13 protein-coding genes, 1 tRNA gene and 1 pseudogene are annotated in these 14,719 nt (G+C 62.5%); 8 read left to right on the top strand and 7 right to left on the bottom strand.

The window, feature by feature from the left end; genetic code table 11:
- Together ACVWXC_RS11345 and ACVWXC_RS11340 are read right to left on the bottom strand one after the other, a co-directional pair.
- A pseudogene (locus ACVWXC_RS11345) lies at nucleotides 1-62 on the bottom strand (IS607 family transposase); the annotation flags it as partial.
- Between the two features lie 549 nt (nucleotides 63-611).
- Nucleotides 612-684, bottom strand: a tRNA-Ala gene (locus tag ACVWXC_RS11340).
- A gap of 248 nt (nucleotides 685-932) precedes the next feature.
- On the opposite strand from ACVWXC_RS11340, the gene sppA reads away from it, so the two are divergent.
- From sppA to pheA, 4 genes are all read left to right on the top strand, one after another.
- On the top strand, nucleotides 933-1,973 hold the full coding sequence (sppA, locus tag ACVWXC_RS11335; protein WP_011430309.1) for a signal peptide peptidase SppA: 1,041 nt from the start codon (nucleotides 933-935) through the stop codon (nucleotides 1,971-1,973).
- Between the two features lie 25 nt (nucleotides 1,974-1,998).
- On the top strand, nucleotides 1,999-3,303 hold the full coding sequence (gene alr, locus ACVWXC_RS11330; protein WP_457392800.1) for an alanine racemase: 1,305 nt from the start codon (nucleotides 1,999-2,001) through the stop codon (nucleotides 3,301-3,303).
- A gap of 469 nt (nucleotides 3,304-3,772) precedes the next feature.
- Nucleotides 3,773-4,108 carry a late competence development ComFB family protein gene (locus ACVWXC_RS11325; protein ID WP_011430307.1) on the top strand — a complete coding sequence of 112 codons (336 nt, stop codon included), beginning with the start codon at nucleotides 3,773-3,775 and terminating at the stop codon, nucleotides 4,106-4,108.
- A gap of 3 nt (nucleotides 4,109-4,111) precedes the next feature.
- Nucleotides 4,112-5,011: a prephenate dehydratase gene (gene pheA, locus ACVWXC_RS11320; protein ID WP_011430306.1), complete on the top strand. Its 900-nt coding sequence runs from the start codon at nucleotides 4,112-4,114 to the stop codon at nucleotides 5,009-5,011.
- 117 nt (nucleotides 5,012-5,128) lie between these two features.
- On the opposite strand, the gene ACVWXC_RS11315 is transcribed toward pheA, so the two are convergent.
- From ACVWXC_RS11315 to ACVWXC_RS11295, 5 genes are all read right to left on the bottom strand, one after another.
- Entirely contained in the window at nucleotides 5,129-6,082 is a 954-nt protein-coding gene (locus tag ACVWXC_RS11315) for a sulfite exporter TauE/SafE family protein (protein WP_011430305.1), read from the bottom strand.
- A 52-nt stretch (nucleotides 6,083-6,134) separates the two neighbouring features.
- Complete coding sequence (locus ACVWXC_RS11310; RefSeq protein ID WP_011430304.1) at nucleotides 6,135-7,184, bottom strand: Gfo/Idh/MocA family protein; 1,050 nt, start codon at nucleotides 7,182-7,184, stop codon at nucleotides 6,135-6,137.
- Nucleotides 7,185-7,292: 108 nt separating this feature from the next.
- A complete protein-coding gene (locus ACVWXC_RS11305; protein ID WP_099812116.1) occupies nucleotides 7,293-8,945 on the bottom strand; it encodes a phospholipid carrier-dependent glycosyltransferase in 1,653 nt (550 codons plus the stop codon).
- A gap of 186 nt (nucleotides 8,946-9,131) precedes the next feature.
- Nucleotides 9,132-10,169, bottom strand: coding sequence for a carboxypeptidase-like regulatory domain-containing protein (locus tag ACVWXC_RS11300; protein ID WP_011430302.1), 1,038 nt, complete (start codon nucleotides 10,167-10,169; stop codon nucleotides 9,132-9,134).
- Between the two features lie 58 nt (nucleotides 10,170-10,227).
- The gene (locus ACVWXC_RS11295) at nucleotides 10,228-12,186 is read right to left on the bottom strand and encodes a carboxypeptidase regulatory-like domain-containing protein (RefSeq protein ID WP_457392806.1); all 1,959 of its coding nucleotides are present in this window, start codon (nucleotides 12,184-12,186) and stop codon (nucleotides 10,228-10,230) included.
- A gap of 167 nt (nucleotides 12,187-12,353) precedes the next feature.
- Here ACVWXC_RS11295 and rpmJ point away from each other — a divergent pair, with 167 nt between their 5' ends.
- From rpmJ to ACVWXC_RS11275, 4 genes are all read left to right on the top strand, one after another.
- Nucleotides 12,354-12,470 carry a 50S ribosomal protein L36 gene (rpmJ, locus tag ACVWXC_RS11290; protein ID WP_011430300.1) on the top strand — a complete coding sequence of 39 codons (117 nt, stop codon included), beginning with the start codon at nucleotides 12,354-12,356 and terminating at the stop codon, nucleotides 12,468-12,470.
- Between the two features lie 214 nt (nucleotides 12,471-12,684).
- Nucleotides 12,685-13,068 (top strand): 30S ribosomal protein S13, encoded by a 384-nt coding sequence (gene rpsM / locus ACVWXC_RS11285; RefSeq protein WP_011430299.1) that lies wholly within the window; start codon nucleotides 12,685-12,687, stop codon nucleotides 13,066-13,068.
- An 88-nt stretch (nucleotides 13,069-13,156) separates the two neighbouring features.
- Nucleotides 13,157-13,543 (top strand): 30S ribosomal protein S11, encoded by a 387-nt coding sequence (gene rpsK, locus ACVWXC_RS11280; RefSeq protein WP_011430298.1) that lies wholly within the window; start codon nucleotides 13,157-13,159, stop codon nucleotides 13,541-13,543.
- A 122-nt stretch (nucleotides 13,544-13,665) separates the two neighbouring features.
- Nucleotides 13,666-14,661 carry a DNA-directed RNA polymerase subunit alpha gene (locus ACVWXC_RS11275; RefSeq protein ID WP_011430297.1) on the top strand — a complete coding sequence of 332 codons (996 nt, stop codon included), beginning with the start codon at nucleotides 13,666-13,668 and terminating at the stop codon, nucleotides 14,659-14,661.
- Nucleotides 14,662-14,719: the final 58 nt, after the last annotated feature.

Here is a 14,719-nt window from a genome sequence, read left to right as displayed (position 1 = left end):
AAGGTGTGGAGACACACCCCAAAATAATCCGCCGCTTCTCTCGGTTTTACATACCTAGCCATACCAAGCAGCCATACTGAACATATTGTACATTACTTTCAGTATAGTCCAGCATATCATTGACTAGAGTCATGCTCTGTTTGGCCGTTTTTTCGCCAGAAGACGTCTCCCTTCCCCCCAGAGGTCAGCTGCGGCCTGGGGTTGCCTTGAGAGCTTGCTACGATTGCCCCCCTTGCTTCACCCGCAGTACACACTATCGCTGCCCGGGATCCCTCCAGCCTGCCACCACCAATAGTTTGCACCATTTTTTATTTAGTTGCACCCTATAATTCGGCGGCGTTTTAGAGCATCTTTGTCCAATGGCAGGGGCCCTTCGCCCAGGGATCGGCGCAGATCTGCAAGGGATTGAGGCAGCGTCAGCTAGAAGCCGCAGGAGCCCCGCTCCGTACCCCCTTCCCTCCGTATACGGGGAAAGGGGGGCGACCATGGCCGGGTTGCCTCACGGCGGCTCAGATACCTCCCGCAATGCGGGGATCCCATGGCCGAAGCCGTCTCCTCCGGTCGGAGGGAAGGAGTGACCATTTGCTGGGCCTCGGATGCTATCAGGCCAATGGAGCTTAGCGGACTCGAACCGCTGACCCCTTCAATGCCATTGAAGTGCTCTACCAACTGAGCTAAAGCCCCAAGATGCAGCCTTCCGGCAAGAGCCTGGGCAATTGATTTATGCCCGCTCCAGACTACAATTTTAGCCTGTAGAAGCTGCTTTGGCGGTGAAAAGTACGGGAATCTATCCTAAATAGACGGGAGATCCTTGTCAAGAGTTGGGTTGGAGCGTCCACTTGCAAAAGTGGAGATTGGATCCACCTGGCTCCTGCCCTCTGTTGCAGGAGCTTGCCGGGTGATAGAACGGAGTCAGCGACATTGGGGGGCTTGTGACACAGGGATCTCAGCTTAACCGCCTTTTGGCCGCTTCCTTGCTGGTGGTCTGCCTGATTGCGGCTGTTATTGGCGGCACACGACCTGCCGCAGAGTCGGTTCGGGGTGGCGTCGGGCTAGAGGCCCCTCGAGGGGCGAATCGCATTGAGGTGGTTACCATCGAGGGAACGATAGGAGGGCCACGGGGCTCGACTTTGGTAGGTTTGCCCACCTCTCCCTTAGATCAGTTGCGGGAAGCTGTCGAGGATCGCGCCGTCAAGGCTGTATTGCTGCGCATCAACAGCCCGGGCGGGGCTGTGGGATCCAGCCAGGAGCTCTACCGCGCCGTCACGGCTCTGCGGGAAGCCGGCAAGCCGGTGATTGCCGTCATGGAAGACGTTGCCGCCAGCGGCGGCTACTATGTAGCCAGTGCTGCCGACAAGATCTACGCCAACCCGGGCACCCTGACCGGCAGCATAGGGGTGATCATCAGCGGCCTCAACTTTGGCAAACTGCTCGACAACTACGGCATAGAGCCGCAGACCTTCAAAACCGGCGAGTACAAAGACATTCTTTCCCCTTTCCGGGCTGCCACCCCCCAAGAGCAACGTCTGCTGCAAGAGTTGGTGGAGGATACCCTCGACCAGTTCGTTCGCGATGTGGCCCGCGGACGCCAGCGCTTGCCGGACAAAGGGGCAGAAAAGGTGCTGGATGCGGAGATGATCGCCCGACGGCAAAGCTTGGATGAGGCGCGGGTGCGCCAGTTGGCCGATGGGCGCATCTTCACCGGGGCGCAGGCTGTGGAGTTGGGCCTGGTAGATGCCCTGGGAGGATATGCCGAAGCCGTGGAAGATCTGCGGCGCATGACCGGGGATCCCTCTTTGTCGCCAGCAACGGCGAGAGATCCCTTCCAACGCGCCCTGCAGCGACTATTGAGCCAAGGACTGCCTCCGCAAGGGCAAAATCTCTGGCCCGCTCGACTGTTGGGGAGCCACGAGGTGGCCGGGATCCCGGAAGTGCCGCTGCTGTGGATGGCGCCCGGGTGGACTTTGCGCTAAACCTGACAGTGATCATAGGCTTGGTGTGAGGGGTGAAGCTGTGGATCACACGCCGGACGACGCTTCTGCGCTGGCGACGGCAGGGCATAGCCCCCTGGCCACGGCGTCCGCCTCGTGGACCCAGAGCCAGGGATCCCAGGGAGCGGATCCCGTCGGCGAGACGGGGTTCTGGCCGGATTTCAACCCAGAGCTGGAGCTGCTGACCAGCCGGGCATGGGTGGAAATTGACGCAGCCCAATTGCGAGAAAATCTGCGTCTGTTGCAGGCGCGCCTGTCGCCAGACACTGAGATCTGGGCAGTGGTCAAGGCCAATGCCTACGGCCATGGAGCTCGCTTGGTGGCTCCCATAGCCCTCGCTGCCGGTGCCAAGGGGTTGTGTGTGGCCACCCTGGCAGAAGGGATCGAGCTGCGGCAGGCCGGCCTCCAGGCCCCGATTTTGGTGTTGGGGGCTTTGAATACCTGGGCCGAGCTGCAGCAGGCCATGGCTGCGCGGCTGGAGGTCAGCCTCACCCGGGCCGAGCAGATCCCCGTGATGCGCCAGGTGGCCCGTTGGGCCGGGCGGCCTGTTCCTGTCCACGTCAACGTCGATACGGGCATGACCCGCCTGGGGATTCCCTGGCAAGAGGCCGCCGCCGTGTGGGGGCAGATCTGCCGGATCCCCGAGCTGGAAGGCTGTAGCCTGTTTTCCCACTTCGCAACGGCAGATGAGCCCGATTCTCCGGTGATGGCCCAGCAAGAGGCCCGCTTCGCCCAGGTGGTGGAGCAGATCCGCCAGGCTGGGGATCCCCTGCCCCCCCTGCATCTGGATAACTCCGCCGGCGCCCTAACCCATCTCCACTATCCCCGCGTGCGGTTGGGGCTGGCCCTCTACGGCTTGTCTCCTGCCCCGCACCTGCAGGTGCGGGGGTTGCGGCCGATCCTGCGCCTCAAAGCGCGGTTGACCCACATCCAAACCGTACCCGCCCACAGCGGCGTCAGCTATGGCCATCGCTACGTCACTTCTCGCCCCAGTCGCATTGCCACACTGGCCATCGGCTATGCCGACGGGATCCCACGGCGGCTTTCCGGCTGGCTGCGGGGGTGGGTGCGCGGCAGCCTGATCCAGCAGGTGGGCACGATCACGATGGATCAGTGCATGTGGGATGTCACCGAGAGGCCGGATATTCAGGTGGGTGATGTGGTGGAGCTGCTGGGCCCCCATCTGGCGAGTGCGGGTTTCTCAATCCAGGATTGGGCGGATCAGTTGGGCACCATTTCCTATGAACTGCTGTGCGGACTTTCTGCCCGCCTGCCGAGAGTGCTGGTCAACGTGCTCGGGGAAGCTAGCTGACGTTGACGCTATGGCACGTTTTTGTTGGGCGGTTTATGGTAGCAGCAAATGCAGGCGAGGTTTTAAGCGTGGGTTCGGATCCCTACCTCCCCCCTCAATTCTGGTAGAGGGGCTAGCAAGTGAGAACTGACTCCCGCCAGCAGAGGAGTTGGGGTGAAATTGTAGCTGGCCGCGTCGGCGCCTGGGGGTTTGCGGTCACTTCTCTTCCTGTTGAGCTAGAAACCGCAGGAGCCCCCTATATCCCCCCGCCCCCCTGCCCCCCGTATACAGGGGGTTGGGGGGCGGTCGGAGTCGGGTAGTTTACGTAGGGTAGCTTTTCCTGACTTGTCAAGTAGTGAAGGATATAGCAGCCTCAGAAGTAAGCCGAGAACCGTCCTGTTTTTGGGAAAATGAGGACTGGCGGCGGGATCAGTGACATCGGGAGGCAGCCATGGAGGCACGCAAACCTCTGAAGAGGTTGGAAAATCAGATGGAGCGGGCTGTTCTGGAGATGGTGAACGAGCTGCTGCTCCTGGAAAGCCAGCAGCGCTACTGCTCCTGTGAGAGATTCTGTCACGATGCCGCCGCCTTGGCCCTCAACAACCTCCAGCCCCGCTACACCACCAGTTTTGAAGGCTCCATATACACCCTGGAAGCCATCCAAGCAGATCAAGAGTTGCAGAGCCTGATTCGGCGGGAGGTGGGGAAGGCTATGGAGATAGTGGCGGCAAATCCCCGTTGCCCAGAGCCTGATTGCCCGCTGCAGCGCAACGTCGAGGCAGTAGAGTTAGAGCTGGCTCCTAGCGACACTCGCAAACAAAACTAAAGAATGGCTTTAATCGTCTCCTCTGCGCCGGTAGCCTTCCTCGGCCCTGTTGGAACCTACACGGAGTTGGCCGCTCTGCTCGCCTGTCCCGAGCAGCCCCATCTCCATAGCCAGGGGTCCCATCCTCTGGTGCCCTACCCCACCATTAGCGCCTGCTTGGCAGCCGTGGCTGCGGGCGAGCAAGAATGGGCGGTGGTGCCGGTGGAGAACTCCGTTGAGGGCGGGGTCTCGATGACCTTGGATGCCCTCTGGCAACTGGAGGGGCTGAGCATTCGCCAGGCGCTGATCCTGCCCATCCGCCATGCCCTCATCGGCTGCGCCTCCCGGCTGGAGCAGATCGAGCAGGTCTATTCCCATCCGCAAGCCTTGGCCCAATGTCAGGCTTGGCTGGGATCCCATCTGCCCCGGGCGACCTTGATTCCAACCCGCTCCACCACCGAAGAATTGGAGCGGCTGCGAGCGCAGCCCAACGCTGCCGTCATTGCTTCAGAGCGGGCCGCTGAGCTCTACCAACTGCCGGTTTTGGCCTGTCCCATCAACGACCACCCGGATAACTGCACCCGCTTTTGGGTGGTGGGCCGTCGCCGTTCCTCGCCAGGGGGATCCCATACTTCCTTGGCCTTCAGCCTGCCCCACAATGTGCCAGGGGCGCTGCTAAAGCCGCTGCAAGTCTTTGCAGAGCGGGGCCTCAATATGTCGCGCATTGAGTCGCGCCCCACCAAGAAATCGGCGGGGACCTATGTCTTTTTTGTCGATCTGGAGAATCCGGTCGGCCAACCCTATCTGGATGCAGAGGTAATCGCTGCCCTGGAAGCGATCGCAGAAACCCTGAAGCTTTTCGGCAGCTACCCCGTCCACGACCTCAGCAAGCCGAGCGAGCGTCGTCCTTGCAACTCAGAATAGGACAGGCCGGCCAGGCCCGACTTGCTATCTGCGGGGATCCCGAAGCCTTTCCCTCCCCTCCTAGACCCAGATACGCTAAAAGAATAGGGGAGGGTGAGGCGTCGAAGTTGGGAATTGCTACTGGTTGTCCAGGGCTTGGTAGTCCTGCCAGGCTTGCCAAAAAACGTAGAGGGAAAGCCCGGCGAGAAAGGTTCGAAAAAGCAGGCCGACGATCTCATCCGGCAGCTTGGGCAGGGTGCGGGTGCTGATCTGGACGCCGACCAACCCACCTGCACCCAGGATCAGGCCCGGGATCCAGAGCACATTCTGGCGGATGGTGCCATCTCCAAAGCCGAGCGCGTTCGCCATCCAGTTGCCCAGGCCCGCATGGCTGAGGGTAGCAGCAGTTGCCGTGAGAACAATTGCCCCCAAGCTGGTTTGGATGGCCACCTTGAGGGTTTCTCGCAACAGCAGGATCTGCAGGGGCACCAGGATGACGCCACCGCCGATGCCGAAAAGCCCCGCCAACAAGCCGGCAGCGCCACCGGTGAGGGTGCGGGCCAGCCACCGCGGCATCTGCCCCTCGGCAGCAGGGCGGTCGCGGAGTTCTCCAGCGTCGTCCGTCCCCCCGGCAGCAACCCCTGGCCTCTCCAACGCTTGGGCGTGGGCGACCACGGTTTTGCGCAGCTCCACCAGGTAAATGTTCGCCAGCAACAGCACCCCAAAGGCCGCTAGTAGCAGATAGCCGGGCAGGCGACTGGCGAGGATCGCCCCAACCTGCGCCGTAAACAGAGCCGGGATCCCCAGCAAAATTACCCGTTTGGGATCCAGCATCCCCATGCGCCAGTTTTGGATGCTGCCGGCCAAGGAGGTGAGGAGAATGGAAAAGTTGCTGGTGGCCACCGCCTGCAGCGGCGGGATCCCCAAGCTCACCTGCAAGGGCACCAAGATCGTCCCGCCGCCAATGCCCAAAAAACCGGCCAGGATCCCTGCCGCCAGGCCGCCGATTGCTAAGGCCAACCCCTCTTCTACCACGATTGCCCGACCTTGCCTCTCCACAAAGCCTCTGCCCTCCTCGCCCTCCCCACCCATGACCGGCTGGCAGAAGATACCACCTGCCCCCGCCTGGAGGCCGGCGGCAAAGCTAAGACAAAAAGCTGCGGCAGGGTTTGGCCTCCCTCCAGGCGCATCCATCTAAGGCGATCCGCTCCACCTCGGAAGCCAACTTCAAGGCCTTCAGGGCCTGCTCCCCGCCCACCGACGGCTGGCTGCCCCCCCGCACACAGTTGATAAAGTGCTCCAGCTCGGCGTGGAGCTTGTCAATGGGTTCGATGTGAACCTTCTCGATGAGGCAGTCCCGCTGGTAGGACACCTGGCCGTAGTCGCTGCTGCTGGATCCCTGGCGATAGATGGAGATCTCGTTGTGCAAAAAATCGGCTTCCACCAGGGCATTTTTGCAGTGGACGGCAATTTTGCGCACCTTGCGATGGGTAACCTTGCTGGCCGTGAGGGTGGCGATGGCACCGTTGGCAAAGGTGAGGGTGGCAGTGACGTAGTCCAGGTAGCCCAGCTTGGAGGCGCGGTTGCCGCTGGCGGTAATTTGGGTTACTGGGGAGGGGATCAGCTCCAGCAACAGGTCGATGTCGTGGATCATCAGGTCGAACACCACCGACACGTCGCTGGCCCGGTCAGAGTAAGGGCTGAGGCGGTGGGCCTCGAAGGCCAGCGGCTCTTCGCTTTGCAAAACTTGGCCCAGCTTTTGAAAAACGGGGCTGAAACGCTCGATGTGCCCCACCTGCAAAATGCAATTGCAATCGGCAGCGCGGTTCACCAGGGATTCTGCCTCAGCGATGCTGGCGGCAATGGGCTTTTCGATCAGCACATGGACCCCCGCCTCCAGGCAGGCGATGCCCACCTCGTGGTGCAAAACCGTCGGCACGGCGATGGCTACTGCCGCTACGTGGGGCAGCAGGTCGCGGTAATCCTCGTAGAAGTGAACGCGGTGGCGGCTGGCCACATCCAAACCCCGCTCCACATTGATATCGGCTACCCCTACGACCTGCACATCCTTCATCAAGCTGAAGACGCGGGCGTGGTGCTGGCCCATGTTGCCGACTCCAATGACGCCCACAGGCACCGGCTGCCCGGGGTAACGGCGGGGAGAGTTGGCAGGACGCGGGCAGGATCGAGCCATAGGTTTCCACTACCTCCACCACAAGCGCTTGACAAACCGCACCCCGCCTTTGGGCAACGAAGCGCAGCTACTCCTGAAACAAACTGCACAAAGCTTACCATGCCCTCCTCAAATCCAGTTCAAGCCGGGAATGGGCGGCAGGCGCAGGGGGGCCCGCTCGCAGGCTTGGGGACTGAAGCAGAATAGGGGCACAGGGGTGGGTCGGAACCACATGCGGGCATAAAATCCGCCGGGGCTGAGGGGAAGGCCAAACCAAACAGGGAAAAAGAAGAGAAAAGACGCCAAAACCAAGGCTACTGCCGTGATGCTCGCCCCGCGCCAGAAGCGGCGATAGCTCTGCCAGCCCAGCAGCACCAGCCAGGCCAGGGCCAGGGTGCTAAATGCCAGAGCGCTCATGTAGTGGTAGATGAAAACGCAGCGGCTGACGATAAACCAGGGCAGGTAGTTGGCCGCATAGCCAATTAAGATAAAGGCTTCCACGCCATGGAAGCGGCGGATCCCCCGCCAGACCAGCACCAGGATGGATCCCGTCCCCAGCCACCACAGCCAGGGATTGCCCAGGCCGTGGACCACTCGCCACAGGTCGCCCTGCGCGGCGAAGTAGTAGCCCACCGGGCGGCCCATAATCGGCCAAGACCAGGCTCCTGCCGAGGCCAAGGGGGTGGTCAGCCAAGGGCGCAGCGCCGGGAACCAGGCCACCAGGGAGCGCAAACTGGTGGAGCAGTAGGGGTGAACGGGGGTGTTTTCGTCCACCACGAGATCGGCATGCAGGTGCCCGCTGTAAACCGCCTGATTGATGAGCACTAGAGAGCGAAAGTAATTCTGGATCCCAGTCCAGCTCCAACCCAGGGCTAGCCCCTGCTGCGGGTTGAGCTGCAGGTGGGGGATCCACTGGATGGCGTAGAAAGCCAGCGGCGCAAGGACAAAGCAAAAGGCATAGTGCCACCAGCGCAGGTGGCGGATTTGGATCAAAATGCCCAGACGCGGGATCCACTGCGGGCGCAGCCAGACCACCGCCCAAACAAGGATCCCCAACAGGGCAAACATGAAGGCAAACCAGAGGCCGTTCCACTTCACGGAAGCCGCCGCCCCCAGGAGGATCCCCGAGCCGGTCAGGTGAACGGCCCGTTGCCAACCGCGGCGTTCCAGCCCGCTTAGCAGCAGAATGGTGGCCGCCAGGCCAAAAGCCACCAGGTACACGTTAATCAGGCCAAAGCGGGACTCCACCAGAAACACCCCGTCCGTGAGCAGCAGGGCCCCACTCAACAGGGCAAAGCCCACGTGATAGGTGAGGCGGTAGGCCAAGCCGGTCAGCAAGAGCGGGATCAGGGATCCGCACAAGGCGGTGGCCAGGCGAAAGCCCCACTCGTTGCGGCCAAAAAGCTGGATACTGAGGGCGATGAAGTACTTCCCCAGCGGCGGATGCACGTCGTAGAGGGGCTCGCCGTCGAGATAGTTCTGGGCGAACTTGGGAAAGTACACCTCGTCGAACACCGGCGCCGGCAACTCGGCCAGTCGCCACAGGCGCAGCCCCAGGCCCACCAGAAAGATGGCGAGCGCTCCCCCCAGCAGCCAGCGGCGGGATCCCTCCGGCCAAATCCCGACCAAGGCAGAAGCGGACGAGGAAGTGGCGAGCTCTGCTGCAGCGGGAGGATCGCCGGATCCCACTCCACCAACGCCCTCGGAAGACGCTGGCGACAGCTCATCTCCTTCCGGGCCTAGATCTCGATCTTCGGCAAGAGGGTTGGGTTCGGAACTCATGGGCAGCAGCCAACAACAAACGGCGAGGATCCCCAGTGTTACTTTAGCCCCTGCTCCCCTTCTTTGGACTTCCCTAGAAGAGCTGGAGGATCTCGAGAACAGCCATTTGCTCCGACTTTGCGGGGCATAGGGCTGACAGCGGCTGCTTGGAACCCCCACTTCTGGGGCTACGGGAGGGGGCGAGCTCTAGGGAGTGGGTGTAGGGGTGGGGATGACCAGCTCCACCGCTGTATCCAGGCGCGAGGGCGGGGGTGGGGCCTCGCCTGGGGCCAGTTCTAGGTAGGAGGCCAGGGGGTGATTGGCTTGCCAGCGGGATCCGATTTCGGCGGCGATTTGGGTGACCTGGATTTGGTAGAGCTGCGCCAGCTCAGCGGCGTTGAGGTTGCCCCGCTCCACCTGGTCGCGGCTGGCCTCCGCCAATACCTCCGCCACGAGGTTGCCCTGCTCGTCAAACCGCCACAGCTCTAGGCGGCTGCGGGAGCGCAGGCTCACCTCCGTGGGCGAGGCCGGGCGGGTGAGGACATCGACGCGGGCGATGACGATGGCCTCCAGGCCTAGGTAATCGAAAAACTGGCCTACCGCTTCCGGCTTGCGGCGATCCCACTCAAACAGCTCGTAGATCGGCCAGCCCACCTGGCGCAGAATCGGCTGCAGGCGGCGGTTGTCCAGGGGCACCACCTTCTCGCTATTGGGGATCAGGCCCAGGCGCACTGCCTCCATGGCCAGGCGCTGGCCTAAAAGCTGGGTGTGCTCCAGTCCTCCCACTCCCAAAACGCCGAGGCGACGCCGGGGTTGGGGCCGGATGGGCACCTGCAAAACCACATCTACAGGGGTGGTCAGGCCCGCCTGCAGCAGGATCTCCTGTTGCACTATTTCGTAGTCGGGGTGCCATACGGTCAACATCCAACGTCCGGCAGGAGCCTGGTTGAGCTCAAACGCCCCCTGCTCGTCCGTTTGGATCGGCTGATCGAGGTTCTCCAAGCCCTCCAACTGCACCTGCGCCCCGGCCACCGGCTGACCCAGGCTGTTGCTCACCTGGCCCACCAGCCGCGCCTGGGATCCCGCTTGATCTCTGTTATGAGAAGGAAACAGCGGCGTGAAACGGGGAAGGGGGGTGGCCGGCGCCTGGGCCAGCGCTCCTGGAGTCAGTGCCAGCCAGCACCAGAGAGCCAGACTGCCCAAGCGGACCCTGCGCCGCAGCGAAGTGAGGAAGAAGAAAGGCATGGCGACATCCCCTAATCGCAGTGGGTTCTGGAGAGACAAAATCCTGCTGCAGGGATCCTCACCCCGCAAAGGGATTGTTGGCCTGCCATTGTTGGATAAAGACGGGCACCATGTTGCGCACCTGCAGCCGAAACAGGCCCGCCGCCGCATCTTCAAACAGCGGATCCCCGCCCACGTCGTCCCGGCCATAGGCCTCGTAGTAGCGAGCCCGATCCCCCGGTCGATCCCGCTGCAAGTCCACCACCACCACCACCCCGCGGCTGCGCAACTGGTTGGGGGTGAAATTGGGAATTTCCACCGGCACCGTCGGCGCCAGAAAGCGCAAGGCCGTATTCAGCAGCGGGCTGCCCTGGCGGTTGTAATCCCGCGAGATCTGCAGGTGAGTCAAGAGGATGTAGCGCAAGCCCAGGGCATCGCCAACGGCCTTCAGCTTGGCCAAGTCGGCGGTGTAGCGCTCATCCCGATCCAAGAGTGTCAGATCCTGGACGAGGGGCAAAAGCGGCTCAAAGCGGGGATCCGGCCCCAGTGGCCCCTTGAGGAGGATCACGGGTCGCTGCGGCTGTAACTCCTTCAGGGCCAGGCTGAGGTGGCGGGCCAGCTCATCCGAGTAAACCGGCTCATCCGGCAACAGGCCAATGCCCTCCGGCTGGCGGGCCGGCTGCCCCGGCGGCAGGCGAATATCTTGGCTGGATACAAAACCGGCCCGCACCTCCACCTGGGTGCTGGTGGGCGGAAACCCCGGCACCTCCACATCCACCAGGTACAGCCCCGCCGGCAGTTCCGGCAGGACATAGGTGCCGTCGGCGGCGATGCGAACCGTCTGCTGGGGTTGGGTAGAGGTGGCGGCCAGGCGCAAAACCCCCGTCTGGACGGGTTGGCCGGCAATGTCCAGCACCCGCCCCGTCACCACCCCGCGGTTGCCTGAAGAGGGGATCTGGGCCTCGGTCTCGCGCTCGCCAACTTGAGCCTCAATATCCACCAGACGCCGCAAAGCCGGGATCCCTGCCGCCACCACCCACAGATCCCGATCGCCCACCCTCACCAAACCCGTTGGCTGCCCCTCCAGCCGCAGCGAGGCGGCCAATCGCCCCGCCTCCAGATCCACGATTTGCAGGCGGTCGCTGTTGCGGGAGGTCACGTAGGCCCAGCGGCCATCGGGAGAAAGGGCCAGCCGCGTCGGTCGCCAATCCAAGCCAATCCGCTGCAGAGCCTCGCCGCTGCGATCCAGATCCAGCACCGTCAGATCTTGGCTGCCCGAGTTGAGCACCACCAGGCGCTGCCGTTGCGCATCTAGGACCATGGCTTCCGGCGTGTTGCCGCCGCGCCAGCGGGCCAGCAGCTCTCCATTGTCGGGGTTGACCACCAGCAGGCTGAGGGGATCCTCCCCAGCCAGGCCGACAAACAGGGATCCCCGCTCTGGGGCATAGGCCAAAGCCAAAGGTGGCCCCGGCAGCGGCAAGTTGCGGGCCTGCAGCGGCTCCGATCCATGCCGTTGGCGGTTCGGAGCGGGAATCACCGCCAAGCTTTGGGCGGCGGGCAGGGAGGCGAAAACCCGCCCCCTGGCCGCATCCACAGCCATGTCCAGAACCCCCGCCGGCAGCCCGTAGGCCTGCAGCAGCTCTCCGGTGAGCAGATCGAGGGCCACCACCCCAGGAGCATGGGGGCCGGCGGCATAGACCACCTGCCGTGCCGCATCCACCCGCACCACGCCGGGGGCAAACCCCACCGCCACCTGCCACAAGGGATCCCCGCTCGCCCCATCCAGCAGCGCCACTGCCTGCGCTTCCAACAGTCCCACCGCCAGCCAGCCCCGCTCCGGCACCGCATCGAGGCAATCGGCAGAGCTGGGCAAGGGCAACAGCCAATCCCCCTCTGTCCTCAGTTCATTCCCGTCCGCCGAGAGGTTCCCCCCAGAAGCGGGAGAGCCTGTTTCCGGCGAAGGGATCCCTTGCCCCAACACGGGGGATCCCAAGCCCAGCACGCCGCTCATCAGCACAACCAGCCATTGCCAGCGCATCGCCTTCTTCGCTCCTCAACCGCGCCTGCTCTGCTTCTGCGCCCAACCAGCATAGCCAACCTGCTCGCCCTTCCCTATTGGATTCACGTCAGAAAACCCAAACAATTTTTGACAGTCTGCCGCGGCGACCTTAGAATGGATATTCGCTGGTTTCGTCAGGATAAACCATGAAGGTGCGGCCCTCCGTCCGTCGAATCTGCGAAAAGTGCCGAGTCATCCGCCGCCATGGCCGGGTGATGGTGATTTGCCCTGCCAACCCCAAGCACAAGCAGCGGCAGGGGTAGAGGGGCGGATGCAGGAGTGCGCCCGACGGTGGGGAACAGATCCAAACGGCCCTGCTGCCGCCGCGGAAGATCAAGCAACCCCTCTCTTGGCGAGAGGAGACTCTGGGTTCCTCACCTCAACAGCGACGTCTTCCGGCCAAAGCTCCACGCCGCCAACCTCGGCCTGGCCTATGGAGCAAGTTTATCTAAGTTTGTTTGAAAGGTACCACCGACCATGGCACGGATTGCGGGAGTTGACATCCCACGCGACAAGCGAGTCGAGATCGCCCTCACCTACATCTACGGCATTGGGCTGACCCGCTCCCGCCAAATTTTGGCGAAGACCGGCATCAACCCCGATACCCGCACCCGCGACCTTACCGACGCCGAGGTGGCCGCCTTGAGGGCAGTGGTAGAAGGCGAGTACCAGGTGGAGGGAGATCTGCGCCGGCAGGAGGCGATGAACATTAAGCGGCTGATCGACATCGGCACCTATCGGGGCCGCCGCCATCGTCTGAACCTGCCTGTGCGTGGCCAGCGCACCCGCACCAACGCCCGCACCCGCAAGGGGGTCAGGAAGACGGTGGCCGGCAAGAAGAAAGCTCCCGCCAAGAAGTAGTGGCGCGGCTGGGGCGGCGGGCAGAGTTTCCCACCCTCTCCAAACTGCAAAACGGGATGTAAACAGTTGTTCAAAGGACGCACAGGTCATGGCTCGGCAGCAACGGCGCGGACGCAAGGTCAAGAAGAATGTCCCCAACGGTGTGGCCTACATTCAGTCCACCTTCAACAACACCATCGTCACCATCACGGATCCCAATGGCGACGTGGTGTCTTGGGCCTCCGCAGGTTCTACGGGGTTCAAGGGCGCCAAGAAAGGCACCCCCTTTGCAGCCCAAATGGCGGCAGAGAGCGCAGCGCGTCAGGCCATGGAGAACGGCATGCGCCAGATTGAGGTAATGGTGAGTGGCCCTGGCGCCGGTCGGGAAACCGCCATTCGCGCTCTGCAGGCCACTGGTCTAGAAATCACCCTGATTCGAGATATCACTCCCATTCCCCACAACGGCTGCCGTCCCCCCAAGCGGCGGCGCGTCTAAAGGGATCCCCAGGGCGGGCCAAGCGCTGGCGACAGGCTTGCCCTCCTGCAGGATGTGAGGCATGGCCTCCAGTCTTCTAAGTTCTCCAAACAGATGTTGAGCCAGACGGACGGGGCTACTCTATGATGCAGACCAGCCGAACCCTCCACAATCTGGGCAGCAAAGCCGCTTCTAGTGCTGCTCCCTACCAGACCGAGTGCGTCGAATCCCATCAGGAAGCTAATGGCGTTCACTACGGCAAATTTGCCCTGGGGCCACTGGAGCGGGGTCAAGGGATCACGGTGGGCAACGCCCTGCGGCGGGTGTTGCTCTCCAACCTAGAAGGGACGGCAGTAACCGCTGTACGCATTGCCGGGGTGACCCACGAGTTTTCCACGGTGCCGGGGGTGCGGGAAGACGTGATGGAGATCCTACTCAACATGAAGGAGCTGGTGCTGCGCTCCAACGCTCCCGACACGCAGGTGGGCCGTTTGGTGGCACAAGGGCCGGGAGAGGTGACCGCCGAGAAGCTGCAATTGCCCAGCGAGGTGGAAGTGATCAACCCCCGCCATCACATTGCCACCTTGGCGGAAGGGGCGATCCTGGAAATGGAGTTCATGATTGGCCGCGGACGTGGCTACCGTGCCGTCGATTACTCCGACAGCAAATCGATGGCCATCGACTTTCTCCAGATCGACTCCGTCTTCATGCCGGTGCGCAAAGTCAACTACACCGTTGAGGCGGCGCGGGTGGGACAATCTCTGGAAAAAGATCGCCTAATTTTGGAGATTTGGACCAACGGCAGCCTCACCCCCCAGGAGGCCCTCAGCCAGGCGGCTCGCATTTTGGTGGGCCTGTTCTCGCCGCTGCAGGAGGTCAGCTTCGACACCCCGCCAGAGCCCCGGCAAGCTGAGGATAACCAGAAGAACCAGATCCCCATCGAAGAGCTGCAGCTCTCGGTACGGGCTTACAACTGCCTGAAGCGCGCTCAAATCAATACGGTGGCGGATCTATTGGTTTATACCGAAGAGGATTTGCTGGAGATCAAAAACTTCGGCCAAAAATCCGCGGAAGAGGTGGTGCAAGCTTTGAAGAACCGCCTAGGCCTAACCTTGCCCCGCGAAAGGAGCAAGACGTAGAGCCTTGCCGGCTCGCTGCGGCAAAACCGGTCAACATCTCCACAGGACACAAGATAAA

The organism is Thermostichus sp. OS-CIW-20, from assembly GCF_054061455.1.
Note: the sequence above shows the minus strand (reverse complement) of the source record. Positions and strands in the feature narration are given on the sequence as shown.